This window comes from Pseudomonas sp. S2_C03 (assembly GCF_054668405.1).
In genome coordinates, this window is sequence record NZ_CP162766.1 from 3,555,349 (window position 1) to 3,572,768 (window position 17,420).

13 protein-coding genes and 1 pseudogene are annotated in these 17,420 nt (G+C 61.7%); 7 read left to right on the plus strand and 7 right to left on the minus strand.

The genetic code is table 11. The features are described from left to right. Positions 1 to 3: 3 nt before the first annotated feature. From sctW to AB4N64_RS16400, 3 genes are read right to left on the minus strand one after another with little or no spacing between them, the layout of a single operon-like run. The gene (gene sctW, locus AB4N64_RS16390) at positions 4 to 1,104 is read right to left on the minus strand and encodes a type III secretion system gatekeeper subunit SctW (RefSeq protein ID WP_460116955.1); all 1,101 of its coding nucleotides are present in this window, start codon (positions 1,102 to 1,104) and stop codon (positions 4 to 6) included. Continuing rightward, a complete protein-coding gene (sctC, locus tag AB4N64_RS16395; RefSeq protein ID WP_460116956.1) occupies positions 1,101 to 2,741 on the minus strand; it encodes a type III secretion system outer membrane ring subunit SctC in 1,641 nt (546 codons plus the stop codon). The genes sctW and sctC overlap by 4 nt, the downstream gene beginning before the upstream one ends. Before the next feature lie 4 nt (positions 2,742 to 2,745). Further along, on the minus strand, positions 2,746 to 3,336 hold the full coding sequence (locus AB4N64_RS16400; RefSeq protein WP_460116957.1) for a helix-turn-helix domain-containing protein: 591 nt from the start codon (positions 3,334 to 3,336) through the stop codon (positions 2,746 to 2,748). Positions 3,337 to 3,700: 364 nt separating this feature from the next. Between AB4N64_RS16400 and AB4N64_RS16405 the strand changes: the two genes are divergently transcribed. The 7 genes and pseudogenes from AB4N64_RS16405 to cobA all read left to right on the plus strand — a co-directional run bounded on the left by AB4N64_RS16405 (position 3,701) and on the right by cobA (position 13,745). Next, positions 3,701 to 4,912 carry a CmpA/NrtA family ABC transporter substrate-binding protein gene (locus AB4N64_RS16405; protein ID WP_460116958.1) on the plus strand — a complete coding sequence of 404 codons (1,212 nt, stop codon included), beginning with the start codon at positions 3,701 to 3,703 and terminating at the stop codon, positions 4,910 to 4,912. A 15-nt stretch (positions 4,913 to 4,927) separates the two neighbouring features. After that, entirely contained in the window at positions 4,928 to 5,503 is a 576-nt protein-coding gene (locus AB4N64_RS16410) for an ANTAR domain-containing response regulator (RefSeq protein WP_084318725.1), read from the plus strand. Positions 5,504 to 5,815: 312 nt separating this feature from the next. Then, positions 5,816 to 7,027: a nitrate/nitrite transporter gene (locus AB4N64_RS16415; RefSeq protein WP_460116959.1), complete on the plus strand. Its 1,212-nt coding sequence runs from the start codon at positions 5,816 to 5,818 to the stop codon at positions 7,025 to 7,027. Positions 7,028 to 7,034: 7 nt separating this feature from the next. Next, positions 7,035 to 8,705: a protein kinase domain-containing protein gene (locus AB4N64_RS16420; protein ID WP_460116960.1), complete on the plus strand. Its 1,671-nt coding sequence runs from the start codon at positions 7,035 to 7,037 to the stop codon at positions 8,703 to 8,705. Positions 8,706 to 9,017: 312 nt separating this feature from the next. Continuing rightward, positions 9,018 to 10,232 (plus strand): annotated as a pseudogene (locus AB4N64_RS16425) (NAD(P)/FAD-dependent oxidoreductase); the annotation flags it as partial. A gap of 32 nt (positions 10,233 to 10,264) precedes the next feature. Next, the gene (locus tag AB4N64_RS16430) at positions 10,265 to 12,982 is read left to right on the plus strand and encodes a nitrate reductase (RefSeq protein WP_460116961.1); all 2,718 of its coding nucleotides are present in this window, start codon (positions 10,265 to 10,267) and stop codon (positions 12,980 to 12,982) included. Between the two features lie 10 nt (positions 12,983 to 12,992). Then, entirely contained in the window at positions 12,993 to 13,745 is a 753-nt protein-coding gene (cobA, locus tag AB4N64_RS16435) for a uroporphyrinogen-III C-methyltransferase (RefSeq protein ID WP_460116962.1), read from the plus strand. Between the two features lie 770 nt (positions 13,746 to 14,515). Here cobA and AB4N64_RS16440 read toward each other — a convergent pair. The 4 genes from AB4N64_RS16440 to AB4N64_RS16455 all read right to left on the minus strand — a co-directional run bounded on the left by AB4N64_RS16440 (position 14,516) and on the right by AB4N64_RS16455 (position 17,411). Next, positions 14,516 to 15,550 carry an OmpA family protein gene (locus tag AB4N64_RS16440; protein ID WP_460116963.1) on the minus strand — a complete coding sequence of 345 codons (1,035 nt, stop codon included), beginning with the start codon at positions 15,548 to 15,550 and terminating at the stop codon, positions 14,516 to 14,518. A gap of 108 nt (positions 15,551 to 15,658) precedes the next feature. Then, on the minus strand, positions 15,659 to 16,249 hold the full coding sequence (gene sigX, locus AB4N64_RS16445; RefSeq protein WP_460116964.1) for an RNA polymerase sigma factor SigX: 591 nt from the start codon (positions 16,247 to 16,249) through the stop codon (positions 15,659 to 15,661). Positions 16,250 to 16,335: 86 nt separating this feature from the next. Then, entirely contained in the window at positions 16,336 to 17,160 is an 825-nt protein-coding gene (locus AB4N64_RS16450; protein WP_007916401.1) for a mechanosensitive ion channel family protein, read from the minus strand. Positions 17,161 to 17,162: 2 nt separating this feature from the next. Then, positions 17,163 to 17,411 (minus strand): CrfX protein, encoded by a 249-nt coding sequence (locus AB4N64_RS16455; protein WP_460116965.1) that lies wholly within the window; start codon positions 17,409 to 17,411, stop codon positions 17,163 to 17,165. Positions 17,412 to 17,420: the final 9 nt, after the last annotated feature.

A 17,420-nucleotide genomic window follows, 5' to 3' on the forward strand; every position in this document is an offset into this window, starting at 1 on the left:
GGGTCACGCGTCACCACCAGATCGTCTCAAGGCCAGGCCTTCGTGACCGAAGGCAATGGTGGCCAGATGCACAAATTGCAGTGCCAGACGCTGCAGTGCCTGTTCGTCGGCAAACAACGCCAACGGCAATTGCAGGCTCAGGCGTCGTACCGTCTGCAGCAGCGCCGACCGCTCAGGATGGGAACTCAAGCGCACCGACTCACCGAGGACGCCGAACAGCCACGCGTCGAGTTCATCCGGACAGGTCAACAGCCCGAGCAGGAACACCAGCCAGTCGCCTTCGTCCGCGTTGTGCCGGCACAGCGCCGGATCGCCGAGCACACCATCGATAAACAGCATTTCGGCTGAACGCAGGCACTTGAGCCCCATGAGTCGGGTCAGCAGTTGGCCAAATTCCAGGCGTGAACAACTCGGGTCCTGGGCGCTGATGTCGGTGAGCAGCGCTACCTCGATGAAGGCCAGCACGTGCCTGCGTTGACTCCATCCGTAGAGCGCAATCCAGTCCTGATAACAGCCGACCGGTCCGTCATCGGATTCGAGAAAATCCCGGTAGGTTTCTCGCAACAATGCGGCCCGCACGGACATGCTGGCACCGAACAGTCGGGCCTTGAGTGCGGCGTTGATCCCCGCGCTAACGCGCTTGGGACATGCCTGGGCGACCACCGCCTGCAACAGGATTTCGAGTCGTTGCCGACTGAGAGTGTCCAGCGCCTTGCGGCGCAACAACTCACGCAACACCCACACCAGATCACTGTCATCGGCGAACAGCTTGCGAGCCATACTCAGTAGCCCGGCAACCGGTGGGTCGGCAAGCGGCGCCAGCCTGAGCAGTTGCTGCACTTTGGGTAGAACGTCGTCTTCCAGCACCCGCTCAAAGTTGTCCGGCACACCCTCGGACTTCAATTCGAAATGTCGCCGTACCCAAAACTGGGTGAGCGCAGCGGACATTTCATCACTGGCCTGCACCAGGCGCTGGCTTAGCGTGACCGCAACGTCGTCGGCCTCACTTTGGATGGCCTGTGGCGGTGGGTACTCACCCGCCTTCTCGCTGTTGAGCCGCGCCTGGGCTGCACGCCCGCCGCTGGAAATCGGGGACGGGATCACCGGTCGTCCCCCCGCAGGTAGCTTCGCCTTACACGTTCGTGCTGTTGCGGGGTCAGCAATTGCGCAGCGGGCTCTTTGACCTGCGGCTCCAGCGCATCGCGAATTTCCCTGGGCTGAATCAGAAACACACGCACCGTGTTGGCTGAACGACTTTGCCGATAACTGAACAGCCGACCGATCCACGGAATCGAGCCGAGCACCGGGATCCGGCCAATTTGCTCGCTGTGGTCATCCCGGGTGAAGCCCCCCACCAGCAGGCTCTTGCCCGGAGGTACCCGCGCCACGGTACTGATGCGGGTGCGACCCACCGTCGGCAATGCGCTCGGTTGCTCGCCTTGGGTCGGGGTGTCGATCTGGTTGCCGTCCTCGATGGTCAGCGACATTTCAATTTCGTCGGTCTGGGCAAAGCGCGGCAAGACATTCACGAGCGTGCCGTAGGTCACGTGTTGCAGGTCGACGCTGCGCTCGCCCACCAGCGGCGCATAAAAAGTGCGATTGTTGTCGAAAATCGCCGGGACGTTTTCTTGCGTCAGGATCATCGGTCGCGATACCACATTCGCCCGGTCGGTACGCTCCAGCGCCAGGATCCGCGCGACGAATGACGCGCCATTGAGGGTGGTGGTCGAGCCGGTATTGAGCGATACGCCCAATTTCCCGCCCACCTTCGCCGCTCCTTGCCAGTTGATCCCCAATTGGTTGAGTTCGTCCTTGTGCAGGTCGATGATCCACAGCGACAGCTCGACGTGGCGCTTGGGCGTGTCGAGCGCCGTCACCAGGTTCTCGATGAAACGCACCTGCTCCGGCAGTCCCTTGACCAGCAGGCTGTTGGTGTCGGGATAGGCCACCACCCGGATGTTGCCGGCGGCCATGTCTCGCGTGAGGATGCGCGGTGCAGACGGGTCCTGGTCCGAAAGCGTGTTCGCCAGGCCAGCCAGCGGAAATGTCGGCATCTGTGCCGGTGGTTCCACCGAGGCCTGCGCCACGGTCGCTTCGACACCATTGCGCTCGCCTCGCAGCAAGTCTTCGATCACCGTCGCAAGGCCAGGGATCGTGATCTTGTCGTCGCGCAGATCGTATTGGCGGTTGCCGACGAAGGTGTTGCGCACCTGGATCACGCCGATCTGCTGCTTGCCCAGCATCAGCTCCGAGCGCTGGTTGTCCATCATCCCGGCCGCTTGTATCACCAGATCGACGTACATCGGCGGTCCGGAGACATGGAAGGTGCGCAGCCCGTCGTGGCGCAACGGATAGCGCCGGTCGTACAACCCGGAGCGCTCGAGGAACGCCTGCAGTTTTGCCACGGTCAGTGTTTGCAGTGCCATCATCGAGCTTTTGAATTCGCCGGCGTCGTACAGGTAAATGGCCTGGCCCTCGCTGTACCAGATCAGTCCCATTTGCCTGCTGACGCGCTCAAAGACCTGCTGCGGTTCGCGCAGATCGAAGGTTCCCGAGATCCGCTTGGCCGCCGCGCTCTTGCTGACGACGACCGGCTTGCCGAGCGGCCCGGACAACTCGCTGAAAAAGGTGCGCACACTCTGCTCGCGCGCTTCGTAGACACTGGCCTGCACACTGGGTGGCGCCAGGAGCCAGGCGCTGTGCAAACAGATGGCCAACAGGAAAATCAATCGATGGCTCATTGCCTCACTTCCCCGGCAGATACGTGATGTCGCACAGGCTGCTGGGGGAGAAGCCCACCAATTCGCGGATTTCCCGGGAGAAATGCGAAGACGAGGCATAGCCCAGGTCCAGCGCAACATCTGTCAGCGAATTGTCTTGCAGGCTCATGTTCAGCAGCGCCCTGCCCGTGCGCCAGCCACGCAACGCAGGTTTGGCCGCGCTGCCCAATGCCTGGCGGCACAGGCGCCGAAAGTGCGACACCGACACGCCGTATCGCCGTGCCAGTTCGATGAGCTTTTCGCTGCGGGTGCCCTGCTCCAGCAGGAATCGCACGAGCCCGTAACTCTCGGTATGTCGCAGCACCTGCGCAAACGCCTGGAAAGCCGGACCGCCACCCAGGGCCTGGGCGATGTACCACTGCTCCAACCCACGCTCCGACCGCACGGTGTCCAACCCGACTGGCAACATCGCCCATGTGCCGGTGCGCGGTTGTGGGTCGATCAGCACGTCGCTCACGTCGAGAAACACCTGCAACTTCACCAGCAATGCCGGCGTCAGCGGTAGCACCTGCACGCCGCCACCGTGCATGTGCAACGGCTCGCTGGCCGCGACCAACCCTTCCCAACCGCCGGGCAGCCGACAGTGTGACGCCCCCCCAGACACAGGCCCGATTCGCTGATGCGCAAATGCACCACCCATTCGCCGCAGCGACCAGGGGCAGGATGTGTGAGGCAAAGAGGTTCAGTGTGCACGCCCATTTTCTGTTCAGCCTGGCGATCAAGGTTCGGCAGGATGAAAGACCGCGCCCTGCAAGTCCTGATGAAAACCTGATGAAAGCCGCTCTGGCATATGCCTTGCACCCACCGGGTATCAGCACTCATGTCAACGGCGGGATGAGTGCACGGACAATGGCGTCGTCACCCGGCCTTGCGCATGCGAGGACGCGGGGCGACGCTTTTTTTTGCAAGGTGAAGACGCAATGAACGAACCATCAGCCGGCCCGTTGGCCTGGGTCAATGGCAGCGATGCCCCGGAAAAGACCGAAATCAACCTCGGTTTCATGGCCCTGAGCGACTGTGCCTCGGTCGTGGTGGCGGCCACGCAGGGTTTCGCCCAGCCCTACGGGTTGACCTTGAACCTCAAGCGCCAGTCATCATGGGCCAACCTGCGGGACAAACTGGTCAGTGGCGAACTGGATGCCGCCCACAGTCTGTATGGCCTGGTTTACGCGGTGCACCTGGGTATCGGCGGCGTGGCGGCCACCGACATGGCGGTGCTCATGGGCCTGAACCAGAACGGCCAGAGCATCAACCTGTCCCACGGTTTACAAACGCTGGGAGTGACCGGTCCTGAAGCACTGGACCGCCACGTGCACCAAAGTCGCCCAAAGCTCACCTTCGCCCAGACCTTCCCCACCGGTACCCACGCCATGTGGTTGTATTACTGGCTGGCGAGCCAGGGCATTCATCCATTGCATGATGTAGACAGTGTGGTGGTGCCTCCGCCCCAAATGGTTGCGCACCTGCAAGCGGGGCGTATCGACGGTTTCTGCGTCGGCGAGCCCTGGGCCGCCAGCGCGGTGAAACAAAACCTCGGTTTCACCCTGGCGACCTCCCAGACCATTTGGCCCGATCATCCGGAGAAAGTCCTCGGCTGCACGCGCGCCTTTATCGAGCAATACCCCAACACCGCACGTGCGCTGGTGATGGCAATCCTGCAAGCCAGCCGTTTTATCGAAGACAGCACCGAAAACCGCCGCAGCACCGCGCAATTGTTGAGCGCGCCTGAGTACCTGGACGCGCCGCTCGATTGCATCGAGCCCCGGTTGCTCGGCGATTACGACGACGGTCTCGGCAATCGATGGCAGGACCCGCACGCCCTGCGTTTCCACGACGATGGGGAGGTCAACCTGCCGTATCTGTCGGATGGCATGTGGTTCATGACTCAGTTCCGGCGCTGGGGTTTGCTGCGCGACGATCCGGACTACCTCGCGGTGGCCCGGCAGGTGCAGCAATTGGACTTGTATAAAGCGGCCGCCAGCGCCGTCGGCATCCCCTCGTCGAGCCGGGAAATGCGCAGCAGCCAATTGATTGATGGCAAGACCTGGGACGGCTCGGACCCGGCCGGTTATGCCCGCAGTTTCAAGCTGCACGCCATGAGCGACAGCTCACCCCTACTCGCCAGCCGCTGACAGGAGACTGCGAACATGTTGCGTATCCTGCTGATCAATGACACCGCGAAAAAAGTCGGCCGGCTCAAAGCGGCGCTGACCGAAGCCGGCTTCGAAGTGATCGACGAATCCGGCCTGACCATCGACCTGCCTGCCCGCGTCGAAACGGTGCGTCCGGACGTGATCCTGATCGATACCGAGTCACCGAGCCGCGATGTGATGGAGCAAGTGGTGCTGGTCAGCCGCGACCAGCCACGCCCGATCGTGATGTTCACCGACGAACATGACCCTGATGTGATGCGCCAGGCGATCAAGTCCGGGGTCAGTGCCTACATCGTCGAAGGCATCCACGCACAACGCTTGCAACCCATTCTCGACGTCGCCATGGCCCGCTTCGAAAGCGACCAGGCCCTGCGCGCCCAGCTCCATGCACGCGACCTGCAACTGGCCGAGCGCAAGCGCATCGAGCTGGCCAAGGGGCTGCTGATGAAGATGAAAGACTGCAACGAGGAAGAGGCCTACACCCTGATGCGTCGCCAGGCGATGAGCCGGCAGCAGAAGTTGATTCAGGTGGCGGAGCAGATCATTGCCATGAGTGAACTGTTGGGTTGAAGGACGCCATCGCGAGCAAGCTCGCTCCTACAGGGACCGCAATCCTTTGTGGGAGCGGGCTTGCTCGCGATTGGCCGTCACACGGTCTCACCTGTTGGCACAGATCTGGCTAAGCATTCCTCCACAGGTAACCAACGGCGGTTGCCCCACCTACGACAAAGACGTCGCTCACCCGATAGGCCCATGGCCCATCAGGTGGCGGCGTTTTTTTTGTTTTGGCCCCACAGCTCGGGGCCGGTGGAGCGGCCGTTGCGGCCCCCCACCTGCAAGCTCATGACTCCTTCTCAAGACGACTCACAGCTGAGGTGCGCGATGAATTCAAGCTTTTGGAAATCCGGCCATACCCCGACCCTGTTCGCGGCCTTCCTCTATTTCGACCTGAGCTTCATGGTCTGGTACCTGCTCGGACCCTTGGCCGTGCAAATCGCCGGCGACCTGCACCTGACCACTCAACAACGCGGCATGGTCGTGGCCACGCCGATCCTGGCTGGCGCCGTGCTGCGCTTCATCATGGGCATGCTCGCCGATCGCCTGTCCCCCAAAACTGCCGGGATCATCGGCCAGGTCATCGTCATCTGCGCCCTGTTCGGCGCCTGGAAACTCGGGATCCACAGCTACGAGCAGGCGCTGGTGCTGGGTCTGTTCCTCGGCATGGCCGGCGCCTCTTTCGCCGTGGCACTGCCGCTGGCGTCACAGTGGTATCCGCCGCAGCACCAGGGCAAGGCCATGGGCATCGCCGGGGCCGGTAACTCGGGCACCGTACTGGCGGCGTTGATCGCCCCGGTGCTGGCGGCCGCGTTTGGCTGGAGCAACGTGTTCGGCTTCGCGGTGATCCCACTGGTGTTGACCCTGATCGTGTTTGCCTGCCTGGCGAAAAACGCCCCGGAACGGCCCAAAGCCAAGTCGATGGCCGACTACTTCAAGGCCCTGGGCGACCGTGACAGCTGGTGGTTCATGTTCTTCTACTGTGTGACCTTCGGCGGCTTCATTGGCCTGGCCAGCGCGCTGCCCGGCTACTTTAACGATCAATACGGCCTGAGCCCGGTGACTGCCGGTTACTACACCGCCGCCTGCGTGTTTGGCGGCAGCCTGATGCGTCCGTTGGGCGGTGCATTGGCCGACCGCTTTGGCGGCATTCGCACCCTGCTGGGCATGTACACCGTCGCAGCCATCTGCATCGCGGCCGTGGGCTTCAACCTGCCCAGTTCCTACGCGGCACTGGCGCTTTTCGTGTGCACCATGCTCGGTTTGGGTGCGGGTAATGGCGCCGTGTTCCAACTGGTGCCACAGCGTTTCCGTCGCGAGATCGGCGTGATGACCGGCTTGATCGGCATGGCCGGTGGCATCGGCGGTTTCGCCCTTGCGGCCGGGATGGGTGCAATCAAGCAGAGCACCGGCAGCTACCAACTGGCCTTGTGGTTATTCGCCAGCCTGGGCGTGCTCGCCTGGTTCGGCCTGCACGCGGTCAAGCGTCGCTGGAGAACCACCTGGGGCTCGGCTGCCGTCACCGCCGCGCGGGTGTGAGGGCTGAATGAGCCTGCAACTGAGTTTCGCCGAAGCCAGCGCCACGGGTCCCCGCGAAGAAAACCAGGACGCCCTGCGCCTGGTCACACCGGCGCCGGCACTGGCGGCGAGCAAGGGCTACCTGTTCGCCATCGCCGACGGCGTCAGCCAGTGCGCCGATGGCGGGCTCGCCGCCCGCTCGACCTTGCAGGCGCTGGCCCTGGACTATTACGCCACCCCGGAAACCTGGGGTGTCGCCCAAGCGTTGGACCGCCTGCTGCTGGCACAGAATCGCTGGTTGCAGGCCAACGGTGGCGGGCAACCGCTGCTGACCACGGTGAGCGCGTTGGTCATGCGCGGTCGACGCTTCACGTTGGCCCATGTCGGTGACTGCAGGGTTTATCGCTGGCATGCCGACCAGTTGCAACGCATCAGCGAAGACCATGTCTGGGACCAGCCAGGCATGCAGCATGTGCTCAAGCGTGCCTTGGGCCTGGATCAACACCTGGTGCTGGATTTTCTCGACGGCGAGTTGCGTGTCGACGAGAGTTTCGTGCTACTGAGCGACGGCATCTGGGCCGTGTTGGGTGATACCGCCATTGCGGCGATCCTGCGCGATCAACCGGACCTGCACAGCGCCGCGCAAACCCTGGTCAACGCCGCGCACCTGGCCGGCAGTCAGGACAATGCCAGTGCACTGCTGGTCCGGGTCGACGCCCTGGGCGAAACCAGCATCGGCGACGCGTTGATTCACTTGCAGCAATGGCCCCTTCCGCCCGCACTGAAGCCGGGCCAGTCTTTCGAGGGCTGGCAGGTCCAGGGGATCGTCGGACACAGCCAGCAATCGCTGTTGTATCGCGTACACGACGCCCAGCAACAACCCTGGCTGTTGAAAACCTTGCCCGGAGCCCTGCGCGACGATCATCTTGCCGGGCAGGCACTGCTCTCAGAGGAGTGGTTCCTCAAGCGGGTCGCCGGGCGACATTTCCCCGAAGTGCATGCCGGCGGCCAACGTCAGCACCTGTACTACGCGATGCGCGAGTACGCCGGCTCGACCCTGGCGCAACTGGCGCAACACAACATCACGATGGCGCTGGGGCAATGGCTGGACCTGGCGGAGCGCCTGCTGCGGGCGGTCGGCATGCTGCATCGTCGGCAGATCCTGCACCGCGACATCAAACCGGAAAACCTGCTGCTGGGGGACGATGGCGAATTGCGCCTGCTGGATTTCGGCCTCGCCTACTGCCCCGGCCTGTCGGAAGATCAGCCCTCGACGTTGCCCGGCACGCCGAGTTATATCGCCCCGGAAGCCTTTCGCGGCGACCCGCCCACTGCGCAACAGGATCTGTATGCGGTCGGTGTGACCCTGTATTTCCTGCTCACCGGACATTTTCCCTACGGCGAAATCGAAGCCTTCCAGCGCCCACGATTCGGCGCGCCGGTCAGCGCCAGTCGCTATCGGCCGGACTTGCCGGAGTGGATTGCACAAAGCCTGGAGCGTGCGGTGGCCGCCGATCCCGGCCAGCGCTTCGAGACGGCGGAAGAATGGCTGCTGGTGCTGGAACAGGGCGAACGGCGCAGCCTGAGTGTGCGACCTCGACCGCTGCTGGAGCGTGAACCGCTGAAGGTGTGGCGCACGCTGGGGTTGGTGTCGCTGTTGGGGAATCTGGTGCTGCTGGTTTTGTTGTTTCACAGCTGAACCGAGTCGCGGCCATCGCGAGCAACATTCACCACAAAACCTGCTGAATACCCGCTCCATTTGTGGGCAACCCGCTTCGATTCGGTGCACCCCTGCCTTCCAGACCAATGCCCCGCCCCAACAAATACGGGCGCCCGCCAACTTGGCACAACCGCTGCATTACCTCTCCCTTCAAACATAAAGACCAGCCTTCAACGATGACGGCTGGGCTTCCCGAGAGAACGGGATCAGGACAAAGGCGTCCTCGCTGGATAACCAGCGGGGATGCCTTTTTTGTTTGCGCGCCATTTGTCGAACACGCTGGAGAAGCTGATGAAAAAACTCAAACTGGTGATGATCGGCAACGGCATGGCCGGCGTTCGTACCCTCGAAGAGTTGCTCAAGCTGAGTAACGAGCTGTACGACATCACCGTCTTCGGCGCTGAGCCCCATGCCAACTACAACCGCATCCTGCTATCGCCAGTACTGGCGGGCGAGCAGTCCTTCGAAGACATCGTGCTCAACGACCTGAACTGGTATCAGGACAACGGCATCAAGCTGCTGCTCAATCGCAAAGTGGTGCAGATAGACCGGATCAAACGCCGGGTCATCGCCGAGGACGGCACCGAAGCCGAATACGACCGCCTGCTGATTGCCACCGGCTCGACCCCTTTCATCCTGCCTATAGCCGGCAACACCCTGCACGGTGTCATCGGCTACCGCGACATCGCCGACACCCGTTTGATGATCGACACCGCAAAAACCCACCGCCACGCCGTGGTGATCGGTGGCGGGCTCCTCGGTCTGGAGGCGGCCAACGGTCTGATGCTGCGCGGCATGCACGTCACAGTGGTGCATAACGGCGAGTGGCTGCTGGAGCGGCAACTGGACAGCGTCAGCGGTCGCATGCTGCAAAGCGCGCTGGAGGCGCGTGGCCTGCATTTTCGTCTGTGTGAACACACCAAAGCGCTGCACGATGCGGGCAACGGCCGGGTCGGCTCAGTGGAATTCCACAACGGCGATACGATCCCCGCCGACCTGGTGGTGATGGCGGCTGGCATTCGTCCGGCGACCGAACTGGCGGAAAAAGCCGGGCTGCCCTGCCACCGAGGCATCCTGGTCAACGACACGATGCAAACCTACGACCCGCGGGTGTATGCGATCGGCGAATGCGCCAGTCACCGTGGCACCGCCTATGGCCTGGTCGCGCCACTGTTCGAACAGGCCAAGGTCTGCGCCAATCACCTCGCTCGCCTGGGGTTCGCCACCTACAAGGGCTCGGTGACGTCGACCAAACTGAAAGTCACCGGTATCGACCTGTTTTCCGCGGGCGACTTCATGGGCGGCGAAGGCACCGAAACCATCACCCTCAGCGATCCGATCAGCGGCATCTACAAGAAACTGGTGATCAAGGACGACGTGCTGGTCGGCGCCTGCCTGTACGGCGACACCGTGGATGGCGGGGAATATTTCCAGCAGATTCGGCAGAACCTCGACATCGCCGAGATTCGTGATCGGCTGATGTTCGGCGCCCTTCAATTGGCCGATTCCATGCAGCATGACTTGCGGGAAGCCAGCTGATGAACCGCCAGATCACGGCCTCCACCTGCTGCTACTGCGGCGTCGGCTGCGGCGTGCTGATCGAGCACGACGGCGAGCGCATCCTCGGCGTCAGCGGCGATCCGGCGCACCCGGCCAACCTGGGCAAACTGTGCAGCAAAGGCTCGACCCTGCACCTGACGGGCGACCTCGCGGCGCGTGCGTTGTATCCACAACTGCGCCTGGGCAAGGGCCAGGCCCGCAGCCGCACCGATTGGGACAGTGCCCTCGATCACGCCGCCAGCGTGTTCGCCAGCACCATTGCCGAACATGGCCCGGACAGCGTGGCGTTCTACATCTCCGGGCAACTGCTGACCGAGGATTACTACAGCTTCAACAAACTGGCGCGGGCGCTGGTCGGCACCAACAACATCGACAGCAATTCGCGGCTGTGTATGTCATCGGCGGTGGTCGGCTACAAGCGCAGCCTGGGTGCCGATGCCCCGCCGTGCAGCTACGAGGACCTCGAGTCGAGCGACTGCGTGATGATCGTCGGCAGCAACATGGCCTACGCCCATCCGGTACTGTTTCGCCGCCTGGAAGAGGCCAAATCCCGTCGGCCTGAGATGAAAGTCATCGTCATCGACCCTCGTCGCACGGACAGCTGTGACCTGGCCGACTTGCACCTGGCGATTCTGCCGGGCACCGATGTCGCCTTGTTCCATGGGATTTTGTACCTGCTGCTGTGGGAAGGCTGGATTGACCGCGACTTCATCGAGGCGCACACCGAAGGCCTGGCCGAACTCAAGGATCTGGTGCGCGACTACACCCCGCCGATGGTCTCGCAGCTGTGCGGGATCGATATCGAACAACTGCAGCAATGCGCCCGCTGGATCGGCACCTCGCCGAGCTTCCTGTCGTTGTGGTGCATGGGCCTGAACCAGTCGACCTCCGGCAGCGCGAAAAACAGTGCGCTGATCAACCTGCACCTGGCCACCGGGCAAATCGGTCGTCCCGGTGCCGGGCCTTTCTCCCTGACCGGCCAGCCGAATGCCATGGGCGGCCGCGAAACCGGCAGTCTGTCGAACTTGCTGCCGGGCCATCGCGAAGCGGCCAATGCAGAGCATCGCGCCGAAGTGGCAGCGTACTGGGGCGTGGATCAACTGCCGGACAGTACCGGCTTGCCAGCCATCGAACTGTTCGAGCAAGTGCGCAATGGCACCATCAAGGCGCTGTGGATCGCCTGCACCAACCCGGCGCAATCGATGCCGGACCAGAACGCCGTGCGCGAAGCCCTGGAGGCCTGCCCGTTCGTGGTGTTGCAGGAAGCCTTTCACACCACCGAAACCGCCAGGTTCGCCGACCTGTTGTTACCCGCCGCCAGCTGGGGTGAGAAGGAAGGCTCGGTGACCAATTCGGAACGGCGGATTTCCCACGTTCGCCGCGCCGTTGTCGCACCGGGTGAAGCGCGCTCCGACTGGGCGATCACCGTGGACTTTGCGCAACGCCTGGAGAAACATTTGCGTCCGGGACAACCGAGCCTGTTCGCCTTCGAATCGCCCGCGCAGTTGTTCGATGAGTACAAACAACTGACCCGTGGACGGGATCTGGATCTGTCCGGCATCAGCCACGACCTGATCGACCGCCTCGGGCCGCAACAGTGGCCTTTCCCCGCCGGCGCAACGGCGGGTACGACACGCCTGTACACCGATGGGATATTCCCCACCGCCAATGGCCGCGCGCGGTTTATTGCCGATTCCTATTGCGCCGCCAGGGAGCAACGCGACAGCGACTACCCGCTGACGCTGATCACCGGGCGCCTGCGCGATCAATGGCACGGCATGAGCCGCACCGGCACCGCCGCGCAACTGTTCGGGCATGTCAGTGAAGCCGTGTTGAGCCTGCATCCCGATGATCTTCAACGCCATGGGCTGCAAGCCGGTGAACTGGTCAGCCTGAAAAGCCGTCGCGGTGCAGTCATCGTCGCCGTCGGTGGCGACGACAGCGTGCGCCCCGGCCAGGCGTTCTTGCCCATGCACTGGGGGGATCGCTTTCTCAAGGGTGGCGTCAACGGCATTACCCAACCAGCGTTCGACCCGTTGTCGAAGCAACCGGAACTCAAACACACCGGCGTACGGCTTGACCCGGTCAACCTGCCGTGGACGTTCTTCGCCTTGGTCGAAGGCGATGTTCAACGCCATTTTGAGACGCTACGACCGCTGTGTGAGGCGTTTTCCTACGTCAGCCTCAGCCTGACCGGGCGGGATCGTCCTGCCCTGCTGATACGCGCAGCCAACGCCACCCCGCCGGATACGCAATTGCTGCGCGACATCGACCGCTGCCTGGGTCTGGACGAGGGTCCGGTGCTGGCCTACGACGATCCACGGCGCTCCATCGGCAAACGCGTGCGCATCGACGCCGGTCGTATCACCGCGATTCGCCTGGCGGGCGAAACCCTCGCCCAGCACTGGTTGCAAGATTTGTGGCTGCAAGGCCGCGTCGACGAACAGTTACGGCGCTGGCTGCTCGCACCGCTGAGCGCACCGCCTGGCAACGTCAGCACACCGAGTGCCGGCAGCAAAACACTGTGCAACTGCAAAAACGTCAGCCAGGGCGCGGTCTGCGCCGGTATTCGCCGCGGCCTGGATCTGCAAGGTTTGAAACAGGAACTGGGTTGCGGCACGCAATGCGGTTCCTGCGTCCCGGAAATCAAGCGTTTGCTGGCGGCCACTGCGCAGCCGGTCGCCGTCACCTCGTGAGGAAAACACTATGAACGCGAAAGTCTGGCTGGTGGGTGCAGGTCCTGGTGACCCGGAATTGTTGACCCTCAAGGCTGTTCGGGCACTGAACGAAGCGGATGTGGTGATGATCGACGACCTGGTCAACGAGGCGGTGCTCGAACATTGCCCGGGCGCACGGATCATTCCCGTGGGCAAACGTGGCGGTTGTCGCTCCACGCCCCAGGCCTTCATCCACCGACTGATGCTGCGCTATGCCCGCCAGGGTAAATGCGTGGTCCGTCTCAAGGGTGGCGACCCGTGCATTTTCGGCCGGGGTGGCGAAGAGGCGCAGTGGCTGCGTGAGCGTGGGGTCGAAGTCGACTTGGTGAATGGCATTACAGCCGGGCTGGCAGGCGCGACACAGTGTGACATCCCGTTGACCCTGCGAGGCGTGGCCCGCGGCGTGACACTGGTGACCGCCCACACCCAGGATGGCAGCAGCCTGAACTGGAAGGCACTGGCTCAGGGCGGCACGACCCTGGTGGTGTACATGGGCGTGGCGAAACTGAGCGAAATCCGTGAGCAACTGCTGCTCGGGGGGATGATGGCCGATACACCGGTGGCGATGATCGAAAACGCTTCCCTGCCCCACCAGCGCGAATGTCGTAGCGATCTGAGTCGCATGGAAGAAGACGCCCGCGACTTCGAACTGAAAAGCCCGGCGATCCTGGTCATCGGTGCAGTGGCCGGCATCGCCAATACCTGCAGCGCAGAAATCCAGACAGTCACCGCCGTCCTGTAGGAGCGAGCCTTGCTCGCGATGGAGACCCAGGCACTGCGGGCATTCAGACAACCGGCGTCATCGTTGACGACCTTCGCGGGCAAGCCCGCTCCCACAAGAAAACGCCTTCCCCTGTAGGAGCGAGCCTTGCTCGCGATGAACGCCCAGGCACCGCGGGCATTCAGACAGCCAGCGTCATCGTTGACGACCATCGCGGGCAAGCCCGCTCCTACAAGAAAACGCGTTCCCCTGTAGGAGCGAGCCTTGCTCGCGATGAACGCCCAGGCACCGCGGGCACTCAGACAACCCACGTCATCGTTGACGACCATCGCGGGCCAGCCCGCGCCCACAAGAAAACGCGTTCCCCTGTAGGAGCGAGCCTTGCTCGCGATGAACGCCCAGGCACCGCGGGCACTCAGACAACCCACGTCATCGTTGACGACCATCGCGAGCAAGCCCGCGCCCACAAGAAAACGCGTTCCCTGTAGGAGCGAGCATGCTCGCGATGGAGGCCCAGGCACCGCGGGCATTTGGACAGCCCACGTCATCGTTGACGACCATCGCGAGCAAGCCCGCGCCCACAAGAAAACGCGTTCCCTGTAGGAGCGAGCATGCTCGCGATGGAGGCCCAGGCACCGCGGGCATTTGGACAGCCAGCATCATCGTTGCCGACCATCGCGGGCAAGCCCGCTCCTACAAAAAACGAATGACGCGATAATGGGGGGACGTGGTCAAATCACAGGCAAAAAAAAGCCCGGCCTAAGCCGGGCTTTTTTCAAGCTGCGAGCTAATTACTTAGCTTGAGCTTCAACCTGCGCTTCTACGCGACGGTTAACAGCGCGACCAGCTTCAGTGGCGTTGTCAGCAACTGGGCGGGATTCGCCGTAGCCGACGGACTGAACGCGGGACGACTCAACACCGTACTGGTTGGTCAGAACTTGCTTAACGGCGTTTGCACGACGCTCGGACAGTTTCTGGTTGTAAGCGTCAGGACCGACGGAGTCAGTGTGACCTTCAACAGTAGTGGTGGTGGCTGGGTACTGCTTCATGAAGTCAGCCAGGTTCTTGATGTCGCCGTAGCTGTTTGGCTTGACGACCGACTTGTCGAAGTCGAATTTCACGTCCAGCTCAACACGTACGACTTCAGCAACTGCTGGGCAGCCATCAGCGTCAACGGTAACGTTGGCTGGGGTGTCCGGGCACTTGTCGACGTTGTCGCACACGCCATCGTTGTCGCTGTCGGAGCAGACTTCAGCAGGTGCTGGAACTGGAGCAGCAGCAGGCTTGGAGCCGCCACCGAAGTTCACACCGATACCGACGCTAGGAGCCCACTCGGTGTCGCCCTTGTCGATGTTGTACTGAGCTTCAACGCCAGCACGGGCGTAGAAGTTGTCAGTGAAGTACAGCTTGGCACCGCCGCCAACGTTGGCGAAGGTGGAGCCGTCACGACCACCGCGATCGTTCTGGCCGATGCTTTGGTCCGAGAAACCAGCGGAGACGTACGGACGCAGCATGTCGCCTGGGTTGTTGAAGTGGTACAGAGCGTCCAGGGCAGTGTTGGAGCCCTTGATGTTCTTACCAGAATCGCTACGCACGTTGTGCACTTCGTCGTAGCCCAGACGCAGTTCAACGTCGTCGGTCAGGAAGTAACCAACCGAACCACCGAAGAGGTTGCCGTCGTTTTTGAAGTCGCGCTGGCTGTCGTAGTACTCTTTCTTCGCGAAACCTTCGATTTCAACTGCGCCTTGGCCCTGTGCCAATGCGCCGACCGAAGTGGCCGCAATCAAAGAACCAATGGCCAAGCCCAAGGTGTTTTTCAGTTTCATCCGTTAAATCCCCATCTGGTGATAGTGAATCAGTCCCACAAACCGGGGGACAACTCGGCGGCAATTCTATCAGAACTTGCCTACACGTAAGAGATAATTTGCGCCGAACTAAGTTTCAGCAATACCTGCAAATTTCTCACGCAATTTATCTAGAGCACGTTTGTAACGCATTTTTGTTGCACTCAAGCCCATATGCATGATGTCTGCGATCTCCTGAAACTCCAGCTCTGCGACAAATCGTAGCACCAGAATTTCCCGGTCAATCGGGTTCACATGCACCAACCAGCGATCAAGCCCACCCTTTTCCTCGGGTTTAGGCGTCTTTTCTTCAGACGCTTCCTCGAGGGGGTCCAGGCTCAACGCGTCCATCAAGCGACGCTTTCGCCGTTCCTTTCGATACTGAGTGATGCATTCGTTGTACGTGATGCTGTACAGCCATGTCTTGAATTTCGATTTCCCCTCGAAATTCTTCAACCCATACAGCACCTTCAACATCACTTCCTGACAGACATCGTCTGCGTCGCGATCGTTCCCAAGATATCGTGCACAGACGTTAAATAATGTTCGCTGGTAACGCCGCATCAACTCTTCGTAGGCGCGCGTTACGTGAAACAGCTCGGTATGCGAGCGCGCGACCAACTCCTCATCAGAGAGCTCGCGGGGGTCATAGCGCGTGGAGAGCGGTTGAGCGTTATTCAAAACAAGTCAGGCCGACAGTCAGGTCAATGTCCACCGCAGCCCTTCAGGGCATTTTGCGGCGGCATACATTAGCAGGGTTTGCCGGGTTAGCGGCTACTCACATGCTGCTCCAGGAGAATCCGATTGGAGAGAGAGACTAGCTCACCCTCATCGGTCAGCAATGTGGTTTTAACCGTGCCGATCTCCTCGATCTGGCCTTCGACCTCGCCAACACGCACTTGTTGCCCAACTTGATACAACTCACGCACATAGATTCCCGCAAGAATCTGACCGGCAATTTCCCGGCTTCCCAACCCCATGGCCAGCGCAACCGCCAGACCAACGGTAATCAAAACGATGACAATCACATGGTTCAGGAGGTCAGTCTTGACCTCCAACTGGCTGATCGCCACCGAAATACTGATGATAATGACCAGGCCTTGGGCGATTCGCCCCAGGCCTGATGCGTAATCCAGACCTACCCCTTCCGCAGCACCGCGCACCAGCCCATTGGCCAATTGCGCGAGCAACACACCCACCAGCAACACCAGCGCGGCGCCAAAAACTTTCGGCAGATACAGCGCCAACATATCCAGCGTAGCTGAAACTCGCTCAAGCCCAAGGGATTCTGCTGCAGAAACCAGGAAAATCAGCAGAACGAACCAATAGACGATCTTGCCGATAAGGGTTGAGATCGGCACTTGCAGGCCGGCCCGGGACATCAACTTAGTGAGGCCTGTGCCGCCCATCAGGCGATCGAGGCCCAGCTTGGCGAGCAACTTCGACAGCAAAGTGTCCAGAAGTTTCGCCACGACGAAACCCAGCAGCAGCACAACCAATGCGCCGAAAAGGTTCGGGATGAAGTTTGCAACCTTGGTCCATAACGCAGTCATTGCAGTGACGAGGCTCTGTGTCCAGAGATCAAGTTCCATATTCAATCAGCCTTATCAGCAGTGCGGGCAGTAGATTTATGCAGACGGGAAACCGGCGAGACGTGGGCCGATCCGTTATTCAAGGCGATCATCAACGCGGGCAGCCAGCGGCCCAGCAGACTGAACAGATCGCCGGCACCGACCTGGCGATTGGCGGTTTTGAGGACGCGGCCCAGGCACGCATCGTCGTCACGGGTGGACGGTGAAGCGTTCAGCATGTCGCGCAAAGACTGTTCAAACGGATCGTGCATACGCACCTC

Excerpts from the sequence above, each read along its gene's own strand:
- AB4N64_RS16440 (WP_460116963.1), bottom strand. The coding sequence starts at position 15,550 with ATGAAACTGAAAAACACCTTGGGCTTGGCCATTGGTTCTTTGATTGCG.
- AB4N64_RS16450 (WP_007916401.1), bottom strand. The coding sequence starts at position 17,160 with ATGGAACTTGATCTCTGGACACAGAGCCTCGTCACTGCAATGACTGCG.
- AB4N64_RS16455 (WP_460116965.1), bottom strand. The coding sequence starts at position 17,411 with ATGCACGATCCGTTTGAACAGTCTTTGCGCGACATGCTGAACGCTTCA.
- AB4N64_RS16420 (WP_460116960.1), top strand. The coding sequence starts at position 7,035 with ATGAGCCTGCAACTGAGTTTCGCCGAAGCCAGCGCCACGGGTCCCCGC.
- AB4N64_RS16415 (WP_460116959.1), top strand. The coding sequence starts at position 5,816 with ATGAATTCAAGCTTTTGGAAATCCGGCCATACCCCGACCCTGTTCGCG.
- AB4N64_RS16430 (WP_460116961.1), top strand. The coding sequence starts at position 10,265 with ATGAACCGCCAGATCACGGCCTCCACCTGCTGCTACTGCGGCGTCGGC.
- cobA (WP_460116962.1), top strand. The coding sequence starts at position 12,993 with ATGAACGCGAAAGTCTGGCTGGTGGGTGCAGGTCCTGGTGACCCGGAA.
- sctC (WP_460116956.1), bottom strand. The coding sequence starts at position 2,741 with ATGAGCCATCGATTGATTTTCCTGTTGGCCATCTGTTTGCACAGCGCC.
- AB4N64_RS16410 (WP_084318725.1), top strand. The coding sequence starts at position 4,928 with ATGTTGCGTATCCTGCTGATCAATGACACCGCGAAAAAAGTCGGCCGG.
- AB4N64_RS16405 (WP_460116958.1), top strand. The coding sequence starts at position 3,701 with ATGAACGAACCATCAGCCGGCCCGTTGGCCTGGGTCAATGGCAGCGAT.